The organism is Allobosea sp. TBD101, from assembly GCF_059817965.1.
In genome coordinates, this window is sequence record NZ_CM187543.1 from 1,779,917 (window position 1) to 1,791,499 (window position 11,583).

General features: G+C 68.0%; 10 protein-coding genes. 6 read left to right on the top strand and 4 right to left on the bottom strand.

From position 1 onward, the window contains the following. Positions 1-9: 9 nt before the first annotated feature. On the top strand, positions 10-843 hold the full coding sequence (locus AC6RIC_RS08465) for a 3'(2'),5'-bisphosphate nucleotidase CysQ family protein (RefSeq protein ID WP_499735835.1): 834 nt from the start codon (positions 10-12) through the stop codon (positions 841-843). Positions 844-853: 10 nt separating this feature from the next. Here AC6RIC_RS08465 and AC6RIC_RS08470 read toward each other — a convergent pair whose 3' ends face one another. Beyond that, positions 854-1,399 (bottom strand): YHS domain-containing (seleno)protein, encoded by a 546-nt coding sequence (locus AC6RIC_RS08470; protein WP_499735836.1) that lies wholly within the window; start codon positions 1,397-1,399, stop codon positions 854-856. Positions 1,400-1,759: 360 nt separating this feature from the next. Between AC6RIC_RS08470 and AC6RIC_RS08475 the strand changes: the two genes are divergently transcribed. The 4 genes from AC6RIC_RS08475 to AC6RIC_RS08490 all read left to right on the top strand — a co-directional run bounded on the left by AC6RIC_RS08475 (position 1,760) and on the right by AC6RIC_RS08490 (position 5,564). Beyond that, positions 1,760-2,281, top strand: a complete 522-nt coding sequence (locus AC6RIC_RS08475; protein WP_454658955.1) for a DUF1134 domain-containing protein — start codon at positions 1,760-1,762, stop codon at positions 2,279-2,281. Between the two features lie 115 nt (positions 2,282-2,396). Then, positions 2,397-3,641, top strand: a complete 1,245-nt coding sequence (locus tag AC6RIC_RS08480) for a coiled-coil domain-containing protein (RefSeq protein WP_499735837.1) — start codon at positions 2,397-2,399, stop codon at positions 3,639-3,641. Between the two features lie 124 nt (positions 3,642-3,765). Then, a complete protein-coding gene (locus tag AC6RIC_RS08485; RefSeq protein WP_499735838.1) occupies positions 3,766-4,704 on the top strand; it encodes a sugar kinase in 939 nt (312 codons plus the stop codon). After that, positions 4,704-5,564, top strand: a complete 861-nt coding sequence (locus AC6RIC_RS08490) for a TIGR01459 family HAD-type hydrolase (RefSeq protein ID WP_499735839.1) — start codon at positions 4,704-4,706, stop codon at positions 5,562-5,564. Before AC6RIC_RS08485 ends, AC6RIC_RS08490 begins: the two co-directional genes overlap by 1 nt. 9 nt (positions 5,565-5,573) lie before the next feature. Here AC6RIC_RS08490 and AC6RIC_RS08495 read toward each other — a convergent pair whose 3' ends face one another. From AC6RIC_RS08495 to ribA, 3 genes are all read right to left on the bottom strand, one after another. Beyond that, entirely contained in the window at positions 5,574-7,103 is a 1,530-nt protein-coding gene (locus AC6RIC_RS08495) for an MFS transporter (protein ID WP_499735840.1), read from the bottom strand. 101 nt (positions 7,104-7,204) lie between these two features. Next, entirely contained in the window at positions 7,205-9,568 is a 2,364-nt protein-coding gene (locus tag AC6RIC_RS08500) for a glycosyltransferase family protein (protein ID WP_499735841.1), read from the bottom strand. 31 nt (positions 9,569-9,599) lie between these two features. Beyond that, positions 9,600-10,727 carry a GTP cyclohydrolase II RibA gene (gene ribA / locus AC6RIC_RS08505; RefSeq protein ID WP_499735842.1) on the bottom strand — a complete coding sequence of 376 codons (1,128 nt, stop codon included), beginning with the start codon at positions 10,725-10,727 and terminating at the stop codon, positions 9,600-9,602. Between the two features lie 255 nt (positions 10,728-10,982). Here ribA and AC6RIC_RS08510 point away from each other — a divergent pair, with 255 nt between their 5' ends. Next, positions 10,983-11,546 carry a cytochrome b gene (locus AC6RIC_RS08510; RefSeq protein WP_499735843.1) on the top strand — a complete coding sequence of 188 codons (564 nt, stop codon included), beginning with the start codon at positions 10,983-10,985 and terminating at the stop codon, positions 11,544-11,546. The last annotated feature ends 37 nt before the right edge of the window (positions 11,547-11,583 follow it).

Consider the following 11,583-nt stretch of genomic DNA (forward strand, 5'->3'; position numbering starts at 1 on the left):
TGGGCCGCGATGATCGGCCATGACGATCCCCGCCTGCGCGACCGCGACGGGCTGGGGCGCAAATTGGCGGAAGCTGCCGGATTGAGTGCGGCCGTCCTGCTGGCGAAGCGGGCAGCGCGCGATGTCACGCTCAAGAGCGACGGCTCGCCGGTATGCTCGGCCGATCTTGCGGCCGATCACGCCGCCAAGGAAGCGTTGATGCGCCTGCTGCCCGGTTTTCCGATCGTCAGCGAGGAGACCGCCCAGAATCCGACACCCGGCGCGATCTTCATTCTGCTCGATCCGCTGGACGGCACGCGCGAGTTCCTCGCGGGCGGCGACAGCTATTGCGTTGCGATCGCCGTGGTCCGCGACGGCCGGCCGATCGCGGGCGCGATCGCGGCACCGGCCACCGGGCGGCTCTGGTTCTCCGGCAGCCATGCCTATGAACAGGATTTCGCCCCGGACGGTAGCCTTTTGGGCGAGGCGCGCCGGACGAGCGTTCGCGCGGTGCCGAACGAGGGGCCGGTCGCGCTGGTCAGCCGTTTCCACGGCGACGGCCGCAGCGACGGCATCGCGGCGGTGCTCTGCTGCAGCGAGGGGATTCCGGTTTCGTCGGCGGTGAAGTTCGGCATGATCGCCTCGGGCGAGGCCGATATCCATGTCCGTTGCGGCCAGACGATGGAATGGGATATCGCGGCCGGAGACGCCATCCTTTCCGCGGCGGGCGGGATCATCCTCACTCTGGACGGCGCCTTGCCCGATTACGGCCGCAGCGAGCGGCAGTTCCGCAACCCGCCCTTCGTGGCGGCTTCGAGCGAAAAGCTGGCGCGGCAGGCCATTGCCGGGGATTGCGGCGGCTGAGGCCGAGCAATCAGCGGGCGACGAAGCGCAGCACCGCGTTCCAGCGGCTTTCGGCCTGAGCCAGCAAGCCGGTTTCCCGCAGGAAGCGCTGGCGGTTTTCGGCCGAGCGGAACAGGTAAAGCCGCGATCCGATCACCGCGAACTGGCTGGGATCGCTTTCGACGGCGACGCCATTGGCCACGCCGGTCGGGTCGAAACCGCCGAATGCGGGCGCGTAGACCTGCGGAGCGTCGCGGAAGGCTTCGAGATTGGCCTGCGAGGCGAAGCGCCAGACGAACCGATCCTGGATGAGTTCGTACTCGGCACGCCCGGCCATGGGACGCGCGCCGAGCCGATAGGAGATCGGGTCGAAGCCGCTGATGGCCAGCCCGTTGTGCAGGTCCCGCTGCATCACCTCGCCGAGCGAGGGCAGGTCCGGCATGGCCGGGAAGGGCACGGGTATCGCCGCAGCCGGCACCGCCGAAGGCGTGCTGGCGCGGGCAGCCTGCCCAGCCACGGAGAGCGAGAGGAAGGCGGCGGCAAGCGAGATCCAACGCTGCCTTGTTGCGGCCTTCATCGCATCAAATCCTCATTGAGGTCCCATCCCGGGCCGAACGGCTCTCCGGAATCTTCACGCCTTGGATAGATTTGCGGCGTATCAAATCCGTTACCGAATTGATTCGCATTCGCCGATCGTCGTGATTCGACGTTCGGTCGGGCGGCGGATGGCCCAGGATCGGCCTGCCCCCCGGCCCGTATCGCATCCATCCCGAGCCGGCTGCCGTGCAGCCGCCACCGGTGCCGAGCGGACGGACGATCGAACCGCCCCGGCGCTCTGCCTTGTCTGGCGCCCTGCCTGGAGATGTCGCTGATGACCCAGACCCGCCGCAACCTGATCACGGGCGGTCTCGCCGTGGCCGGCGCGAGCCTGAGCGGGATGCCGCTTCCGGCGCTCGCCCAGAAATACAATGAGCAGCAGTCGTTCAGCCAGAACGAACTCGTCGGCTCCGGCCACAAGTTCTTCGGCAACGTCTCGCGCGGTCTCGCGCTGACGATCGAAGAGGCGGTGCGCCGCTGGGGCGAGCCGAACGGCTATGTCCTCGGCCAGGAAGCCTCCGGCGCCTTCGTCGGCGGGCTGCGCTACGGCGAGGGCCAGCTCTACACGCGCAATGCCGGCGACCGCCGCGTCTTCTGGCAGGGACCTTCGATCGGCTTCGATTTCGGCGGCGAGGGCGCCCGCACGATGATGCTGGTCTATAACCTGCCGGTGGTCGATGCGCTCTATCAGCGCTTCGCCGGCATCGACGGCTCCGCCTATTTCATCGGCGGCTTCGGCTTCACCGCGCTGACGGCGGGCGGCATCATGGTCGTTCCGATCCGCACCGGTGTCGGCTGGCGTCTCGGCGTCAATCTCGGCTATCTCAAGTTCACGCCGCAGGCGACCTGGAACCCGTTCTAGTCGCGGCGATTGCTTGGGCAGGACATAGCGCCGTCACGTTCGGGCGACGCTCTCTGGCCATGACGCCGCCGCCATGGCAGATTCGACCTCAGCCCTCAGCCGGGAGATCTGAGACTTGATCGAAGCCGCCATGCTGTTCGCGCTCGGCTTCCTCTGCGCCGCTCTGCTGGCCCTGGCGGCCGTGCCGGCGCTGGCGCGGCGGGCCGACAGGTTGGCGCGCAAGCGGGCCGAAGCGGCATTCCCATTGTCGCTCGCCGAAATCGCCGCCGATCGCGACCATCTGCGCGCCGAACTTGCCCTGCGCATGCGCTCAGTCGAGCAGGATGCCGAGCGCGGCTTCGCCGCCAGGGCAGGCGCGATGCAGGAACTCGGCCGGCGCGACATGATGATTGGCCGGCAGGAACGCGAACTCGGCGAGCGCGACAGCCGCATCGGCGAGCTCGAAACCGATCTGGCGACGACACGCAGCGAGCTTGCCGACACCAAGGCCGCGCTTGCGAGCGAGCGCAGTGGCCATGGCGAAACGACGGCCACTCTGGAAAAGCGTGTGGCGGATCTCGCGAGCCTCGAACGCAGTCTGGAAGAGACCCGTTCGGCTTTGACAGGCACCGGCGCCGATCTGGTGGCGCGGAGCGGCGAACTGGATCGGGAGCGCGAGACCGTCGGGCGGATCGAAACCCTGTTGGCCGAGCGCGAGCGGGAACTGGCCGAAAGCCGCAGCGGCGCCGAGAAGCTGCGCGTCGCGCAGGTCGAGGACGGAACCCGCATCATGGTGCTGCAGACCAAGGGCGACGAACTCGCCGGCAAGCTCGCGGCGACCGAGGAGCGTCTCGCCGGCAGCGAGGCGAAACTTCGTGCGATGACCGGCGAGCGCGATGGCGAGCGGGTGCGGGCCGATGCCTACAGTGCGAGAGCCGCACAGGCCGAGGCTGGACTTGCCGCGGCCGATGCCCGTGCCAGCGCGACGGGCGCGGCGGCGCAGCAGCTCGAAACGCGGCTTCGGCAGGAAGAGGCCGAACACGCCGTTACCAGGGACGCACAAGAGACGCTGGAACAAGCGCTGGCCATGGCGAAGGATGACCATGAGGCCGCCAAGCGGCGAAACCGGGAGGAGGTCACGGCCTTGCAGGATGCCCAGAATGAACGCGAGAGCCAGGTCGAGATGCTGCGGGCCGAGCTTCAGACGCTTCAGGGCGCGCTGACCCAGGCCCGCGCCGATCGCACCCAACTCATGGACGAGATTTCGGCCCTGCGCCGTGCCGGAGGCGAAGGGCTCGATCACGCGGCCTTGCGCCAGGAGATCGTCTCTCTGGCCGACAGGCTCATGAGCGCGGCCCCGAAGCGGGAAGCGGCGGAGTAGGTGGTTGAGGCCGGGCATTCCCGGCTGCCGAACTCTTCGCCGACAACCGGATTTCACTTTGCCATTCGATGCTCTAGGAAGACGGTGCTCCCGGCGTTCCCGCGCCATCTGAATGGTTTGAAACGTGACCGACAGCCGCTTCGATCTTCTTTGCCTCGGCGAACCGCTCGGCGAGTTCAATGCGACCCGCGCCGAGAGCGGCGCCTTCCTGTTCGGCCATGGCGGCGACACCTCGAACTGCGCGGTCGCCGCCGCGCGCCAGGGCATGTCGGTCGCCTATCTCGGCGCGCTCGGCGATGACAGCGCCGGCCATTCGATCCGGGGCCTGTGGAAGCGCGAGGGCGTCGACGACAGCCATGTCGCGACCCATCCGAGCGCGCCGACAGGCCTCTATTTCGTCGATCACGGCCCCTCCGGACACGTCTTCTCCTATCTGCGCGCCGGTTCGGCCGCGAGCCTCTATGGCCCGCGCGACCTGCCGCGCGAGCTGATCCGTTCCGCCCGGATCATCCAGGCCTCCGGCATCAGCCAGGCGATCTCGGCCAGCGCCTGCGATGCCGTGTTCGACGCCTTCGATACCGCGCGCAAGGCCGGCGTTCTGACCGCCTATGACACGAACCTCCGCCTGAAGCTCTGGCCGCTGACCCGCGCCAGGGCGATCATCCATGCCGCCTGTGCCACGGCGGATATCATCCTGCCCGGCCTCGACGATGCGACGCAGCTCACCGGCCTGAACAATCCCGATGCCATCGTTGATTTCTATCTCGGGCTCGGTGCGCGCGTGGTCGCGCTGACGCTCGGCCATGAGGGCTCGCTGGTGGCGACGCCGGTGCGGCGCGAGCGCTTCCGGCCGATCAAGGTCGATGCGATCGACGCGACTGGCGCGGGCGATTGCTATGACGGCGCTTTCCTCGCCGAATACCTGCGGACGGGTGATGCCTTCGCCGCCGGCGCCTACGCCAATGTCGCGGCGGCGCTCTCGACGCTGGGCTATGGCGCGGTCGCGCCGCTGCCGCGCCGTGCCGATGTCGAGGCCCGCATCGCCGCGGAGGCGCGTTCCTGATGAGTGTTCCGGTTCTGAAGCGGGCGGGCGATCTCCTCGCCCGCTACGATGTGCTGATCAGCGATGTCTGGGGCGTCGTGCATGACGGGCTCTGGGCGTTGGAGCCGGCCTGCGAGGCCTTGATGGCCTATCGCGAGCGAGGGGGCGCCGTGGTGCTGCTCTCGAACGCGCCGGGGCCGTCGCAGCAGGTCGCCGGGCTGCTCGACGCCAAGCGCGTACCGCGTGAGGCCTGGGACCGGCTCGTGACCTCCGGCGACGTCACGCGCGCCCTGATCGCTCAGAGCCACCACAACCAAGCCTATCATATCGGCTGGCAGAGCGACCGGGCCGTGTTCGACGGGCTCGATGTCACGCTCGTCGATGAGGACGAGGCCGATATCGTCGTCGCGACCGAGCTCAACGACTACCGCACCGAGACGCCGGAGCAGTACCGGCCGCTGCTCGAGCGTTTCGCCCGGCGCGGCCTGCCCTTCATCTGCGGCAATCCCGATCTCGTCGTGCATGTCGGTGAGGACCTGTTGCCCTGTGCCGGTGCTCTCGCGACGATCTACGAGGAGCTCGGCGGTTCCGTCGCCTGGGCTGGAAAGCCCTATCGCCCCGCCTATGACCTTGCGCTGGCGGGTGCTGCCGATGCGCGTGGCGGCCGTTCGGTCGAGCCCGCCAAGGTGCTGGTGATCGGCGACGCGGTTCGCACCGACCTCGCCGGGGCGCGCCTGATGGGCTTCGACAGCCTGTTCATCGCCGGTGGCATCCACCGCGACGAAACGATGCGCGGCGGGGAGGTCGACGCGCCCGGCCTCGCCAAGGTGCTGGACGGACTGCCCGTCCAGCCGATCGCGGCGATGGGCGCGCTGGCCTAAGACCAGTTTTCAGTGCGCGTCGCCCGTGCGGGCGTCGCGCAGGGTCGTCAGCGTGATGACGATGCAGAGCAGCATGCCGATGATCGACAGGATCGCCGCCGCGCGAAAGCCGACCATGAAGGCTTCGCTGGCCCGCGCCAGCATCGGCCCGGCCTGATCCGACGAAAGCCCCGTAGCCAGCGCCAGCGCACCGCCCAAAGTCGAGCGTGCGGGAGCCAGCGCATCCGTACTGACGCCGGACACGGCGACATCCGCCATGCGGCTGCGATAGAGCGCGGCGCCCAGGCTCCCGAGTACGGCGATGCCGAGCGCGCCGCCCAGTTCAGCTGACGTCTCCGACATGGCCGAGGCCGCGCCGGTGCGCTCGGGCGGAGCGGAGCCGACGACGATGCCGGTCGTCAGCGTGATCACGGGCGTGAAGCCGATCGAGAACACGACCGAGGCCGCGACGATCTGGATCAGGCTCGGCGCGAAGACGAGCCAGACGAAGCCGAGCGCCGAAAGCGCCATGCCGCCTGCCATCAGCGTCGCCGGCTTGTAGCGCCCGACCAGAGCCGGCGTCACGAAGGAGGCGAGCGTGAAGGCGATGGCCGAAGGCAGCGACCAGAGCCCGGCCTGCAGCGGCGTCAAACCGGCGACGAGCTGGAAATACTGGGCCATGAAGATGAAGCTGCCGAACATGAACAGGATGCCGGCGAGATTGATCGCCAGCGCCGCCCTGAAGGCCGGAATCCGGAACATGGCGAGGTCGACCATCGGATCGGCGAGCCGCTTCTGGCGCCGGATGAAGATCAGGACGAAGGCGAGGCCGACGAGGATGGCTGCTGCGGCCAGCCAGTCGAAGCTCTCGGCTGCCCAGTGCTTGATGCCGTAGACGAGGCTCAGCACGGCCGCGAGCGAAAGCAGCGCGCTGAAGACATCGAGGCTACCGGCGTTGGGAGCACGATATTCCGGCAGCAGGATCGGCCCGATCGCGAGCAGCAGGAGCATCGGCGGCACGGCGATCAGGAAGACTGAGCCCCACCAGAAATACTCGATCAGGAAGCCGCCGACGACCGGGCCGATGATGGCGCCGGCCGAGAAGCTGGCGATCCACATCGAGATCGCGAAGGTGCGCTCCTTCTCGTCGGTGAACATCACCGTGATCAGCGAGAGGGTGGAGGGCGCCAGCGTCGCGCCGGCGATGCCGAGCACGGCGCGCATCGCGATCAGCATTTCCGCGCTGTTCGAGAAGGCGGCGACCGTCGAGGCCACACCGAAGAAGGCGGCGCCGATCATCAGCAGGCGGCGGCGGCCGATGCGGTCTCCCAGCGTGCCCATGGTCATCAGGAAGCCGGCGACCATGAAGCCGTAGATGTCGATGATCCAGAGGAGCTGGCTGGCGCTCGGCTTCAATTCGCGCGTCAGCGTCGGCACGGCGAGATTCAGCACCGTCAGATCCATCGAATAGATCATGCAGGGCAGGGCGATCGCGATCAGGCCGAGCCATTCGCGCCGTGTCGCCTTCTCGCCTCGGGTCGAAGCGGATGCCGTCGTCATCGTCGTCTCGCAAGTCTGGTTGTCAGGCGGGCTCTCTGCCACGACAGCGCGGTGGAAATTGGCAGGAGAGGCGATTCTCGCCTCTCGCTGGGGCCGGCGGGCTAACCGGGCTGCGTTGCCGGAGGCTTGCGCAGATGTGCCCCGATGTCGTGCCAGAGCCCTTGCAACGGGCGGAAGACGAAGCGCACCGTCGACTTGCCGGGCGGCACGACAACGGCCCGGAACAGGACATTGGCGCGGAGCAATTCGGCCGGCTGGCCATCGATCTCGACCTGCCACCAATGATGCCAGACATCGTTGAGCACGAGATAGCCGCCCCGTGCCGTCTGGGCCGCGAGCGTCACGGTCGTGGTGCCGTAGTCGCGGATCGCGACGCTGTTCGGCCCGAGCGGCCCGGTGGGCAAGGGCGGGGGATCGCGGTCGAGCAGGACGGTGCGGCGCGGGTCGAAACCTTGAGGCCATTCGCCGGTCTTGAGGATCGCGTCGAAATCCGCTTTCCGGGCATCGGTCAGCAGCAGCACGCGGGGCAGGGCGCGCGGGTTTTCGTAGACGAAGGCGTCCTTGGTCCGGGCGATCTGCTTGAGGTCGCCGGGTTTAAGGTGCTTGTCGATCTGCTCGACCGGCACTCCGGTCGCGATGAAGCGCAGGCCCAGCATGTCGGCAAGCAGCGAGCGGTAACTCGGCATCAGCGGGGAGAAGGTGCGTTGATCGGGCAGGGCGACATGATCGCCGGCGCCGGTCGCCTTGCTGTAGAGGCCCAGCCGCAGCGGGTTGTAGCCCAGCGTGTTGTCGAGATCGTGGACGAGGCTGGCATTCGGCCAATGGAAATCGATGGCCGCTAGCTCGATCCGGTCGCGCCGGTCGGGGGCCATGGTGCCAGCGGTCTCGCGCTTCAGCAGGGCGATGGTGTCGTTGCTGCTGTCCCGGCGCAGCACGTCATAGGTCGATGCGGGCAGGGCGGTGGATTCGCTCGGGCCGTTATTGACGGCGAGATCCACGGTCAGCGACGCGGCCAGCACCAGGGTGGCTGCGAGGGCCGAGCCTCGCCCCGCGAGCCCGCGTGCGGCAATGAGGCCGCCGAGCGAAAGCATGCCGCAGAGCGTCGCGATGATGAGCGGCACGGTCGCGACCGGGATGCGCTCGACCGTCCAGGCGAGCCAGAGAGCGAGAGCGAGAGCGCCGGCAAAGATCAGCGCTTCGAGCGCGATCTGCCAGGGCCGTGCCTTCGGGGCAGTGCCGGTCATGACGAGATGGGTCAGGTAGCCGCCGAGCAGGGCAAGCAGCGCGCCGAGGATGAAGAGCGCGTCGGCCGGGCGGCGGTAGAAGCTGATGCCGGGCAGTTCGAACAGCACGCGGAAGGCCGGGGTGTAGCGGCCAAGCGCGAAGAGCAGGATAATGATCGCGGCGATGGTGAGCGGGACGATCTCGCGCCGCCAGAGCGCGCCGCGGACGAGGCCCACCGTGAGGATCAGGCCCATCGGCAGCAGGCCGAGATAGAGCTGGCTCATGTTGCGGGCGAGGAAGAGGCCGAGCGGGCCGAAGCGCGCTTCCCAGGCCGGGCTTGGCGCACCCCAGAAATGGTCGAGCGGGCCGGTGGCGCCATAGAGATTGGCGAAGAGCCCGGTCAATAGCGCGGCCGGGTGTAGCGAGCCCTTGCCCGCTTCGACGAAATCGATGGCGGGGCGGTTCGATTCCTGCGCGATGAAGGCGGTCAGCAGGATCGGCACCGTCGCGACGAGGATCGCGCCAAGCGTTCCGGCGATGAGCGGCGGCAAACTGGCGCGGAAGGCGCGCCACGGGCTCTGCGCCATCAGGATGGCGGCGATGGTCAAGCCCGCGAGGACATAGACGCCTAGAAGCGCGACCTGGTCGCGGCCCAGCACCATGAAGCCGGAGATGATGCCGGCGGCGAAGCCATAGCCGATCGAGCCGCGCTCCAGCGCCCGCGAGAGCAGGAAGAGCGTGATCGCGAAGTAGCCGAGGCTCAGCACCTGCCCGACATGCTGGATGCGCCAGGCGGCGGCCGCGCCGAAGGCGAAGGCGAGCGCTGCGACGACGGCGCCGGCCGGATGCCAGTTGCGATCGCGGAAGATCAGGACGATGGCAAGCGCCCCGAGCAGCAAGGTGCCCAGCACGGCGCCGTCGCTCCAGCGGAAGTCGGGGGCCGGGTTCAGCGCTGCGATCAGGGCGAAGGACGGCGAAAAGATCAGGGATTGCGGATCGGCGACCTGCGGGGAGCCGGAGAAGACATAGGGCGTCCAGAACGGCGAGAGGCCCTTGTGGAAGGCATCGGCGAGGAACTGGAGCTGCGGGTGGAAATGCGCCTTGGCATCCCAGGGAATGGTGAGCGTGCCCGACAGCCACGGCCAGGACAGGGCAAGCCAGGCGATGAACACGATGGCGCAGACGCTGGCGAGCGGCCAGCGTGCGGGACTGTCGGGCAAGGTGCTTTCGGGCGCGGGCATCAGCCTGGCCTGATCACGGGCGGGAACGCGGTCAATCCGTCGGGGCGGCGCGCGCCATCAGCGCGTCCATGTCGATGAAATGGCCGGCACGGTCACGCTTGGAGGCGAGATAGCGGACATTATGCGCATTCGGGCGCCCGAGAACCCGCTGCGTCGCGGCGACCTCGAGTCCGGCAGCCTCGATCGCGCCGATCTTCTGCGGGTTGTTGGTGAGAGCCACGACGCTGGCAACGCCGAGCTGCTTCAGCATCGTCGCGGCGAAGTCGAAATGGCGCTGGTCCAGATCGAAGCCGAGCACCTCGTCGGCGTCATAGGTGTCCCAGCCCTGGCTCTGCAGCTTGTAGGCGCGCATCTTGTTGGAGATGCCGTTGCCGCGCCCTTCCTGGTCGAGATAGAGCAGAATGCCGCCTTCGTTCTCGGCCATCCACTGCACGGTCTCGCGGAGCTGGTCGCCGCAATCGCATTTCAGCGAGCCGAACAGGTCCCCGGTCAGGCAGGCCGAGTGGAGGCGCACCGGTACGGCAGCCGACAGATCAGGCTTGCCGACGATGATCGCAACCTGGTCGCGCAGGCCTTCGCCGCCGCGGAAGACGACGAATTCGGTCTCCGGCGCGCCTTCGAGCGGCACCGGCGCGCGGCCGACGATCTTCAACGTCGCCGCCTGCTCGGCGCGGTAGCCGTTCACGGCGGCGATCCCGATCTCGATCAGCGGCTCGCCGGCGACAGTCTCAGCGCTCACGGGGACGATGATGACAGCCGGCAGCACGAGCGAGAGGCGCGCCAGCTCAAGCGCGGCTTCGTCGAGGGTGGAGGCTGGGGCTACGGGCGCATCCATGCGGCTGTCGATTTTGAGCGCGAGCGTCTCGATGCGGCCGGTATCGATGGTCGGCAGCGCGAAGATGCCGGTCTCCAGGCGCCCCTTGGCGCCAAGACGACGCAGGCGCGCGGCGCTCAGCACGAGATGGCCACGGCCCTGCGCCAGGCCATCGAAGCGAGAGACGAGATCGTCGGCGGCTAGTTCGGCGGAGAGTGCCAGCGCAAGTCGCTCGCCATCGCGGAACAGGACCGGGCGGCCGGCGCGGAACTCGGCGAGCGCCCGTTCGACCTTCACCAGATCTGTCTTGAGGGATGGGCCGAAGAGCGTACGCGACTCAGGCATCGAAAAGTCCGTCAGATTGGGCCGGCGACCGGCCGAGGGGCATCCAGGGCACCATCGGGTCTCGATATAGGGCCTCGCTGCCCGATCCACCAGCAACGTGGCCGGCACGGAACCGGTTCCACGATCAAAACCACGTCAGATGGCTTCTGTCGGCAGGCGGGAGCGGGAACCTTCGCAGCGGATCGCCGTCCTATGGGCGCATCCGCTTGAACGTGAGATGAATGGCGTCCCGGTTGAAGGTGAGGAGACTTTCCAATGCAAGGCGAAATGCCGGCTACCCGCGTCTACAGCCCGGTCGCCCGGGCGCTGCACTGGATCACGGTGGTTGCGGTTTTCGCGATGATCCCGGTCGGCTTGGCCATGAGCTATCGCGGCAATGTGCTGAATATCTGGGACGGACTGACCAACGGCCTCTACAGCGCGCATAAGCTCACCGGCTTCCTGCTGTTGTGGCTGATGGCCGGCCGACTCGCCTATCGCCTGCTGCACGGTGCTCCTCCGGACGAGCCGACGCTGGCCTGGTGGCAGAAGGCAGCCTCGCATCTGGTGCATTGGCTACTTTACGGTCTGCTGCTTGTCGTGCCGTTGCTCGGCTGGATCGGCGTCTCACTGTTCCCGGCGCTGACGATCTTCGATCTGTTCGACCTGCCGGCGCTGGCGAAGCCCAATGAGGAAGCGGCCAAGCGCGTGCTCGATGTGCATGGCAAGCTCGCGCTGGCGATCGGAGCGCTCGCCCTGATCCATATCGGCGCGGCTCTGCACCACTACCTGATCCTCAAGGATGGTGTGATGCGGCGCATGCTGCCTTGGCTGAAATAGAATTTCCAGGAGGGAGAGGCCGCGGGCCTGAGCCTGG

Excerpts from the sequence above, each read along its gene's own strand:
- AC6RIC_RS08475 (WP_454658955.1), top strand. The coding sequence starts at position 1,760 with ATGCCGCTTCCGGCGCTCGCCCAGAAATACAATGAGCAGCAGTCGTTC.
- AC6RIC_RS08490 (WP_499735839.1), top strand. The coding sequence starts at position 4,704 with ATGAGTGTTCCGGTTCTGAAGCGGGCGGGCGATCTCCTCGCCCGCTAC.
- AC6RIC_RS08465 (WP_499735835.1), top strand. The coding sequence starts at position 10 with ATGATCGGCCATGACGATCCCCGCCTGCGCGACCGCGACGGGCTGGGG.
- AC6RIC_RS08500 (WP_499735841.1), bottom strand. The coding sequence starts at position 9,568 with ATGCCCGCGCCCGAAAGCACCTTGCCCGACAGTCCCGCACGCTGGCCG.
- ribA (WP_499735842.1), bottom strand. The coding sequence starts at position 10,727 with ATGCCTGAGTCGCGTACGCTCTTCGGCCCATCCCTCAAGACAGATCTG.
- AC6RIC_RS08510 (WP_499735843.1), top strand. The coding sequence starts at position 10,983 with ATGCAAGGCGAAATGCCGGCTACCCGCGTCTACAGCCCGGTCGCCCGG.
- AC6RIC_RS08495 (WP_499735840.1), bottom strand. The coding sequence starts at position 7,103 with ATGACGACGGCATCCGCTTCGACCCGAGGCGAGAAGGCGACACGGCGC.
- AC6RIC_RS08470 (WP_499735836.1), bottom strand. The coding sequence starts at position 1,399 with ATGAAGGCCGCAACAAGGCAGCGTTGGATCTCGCTTGCCGCCGCCTTC.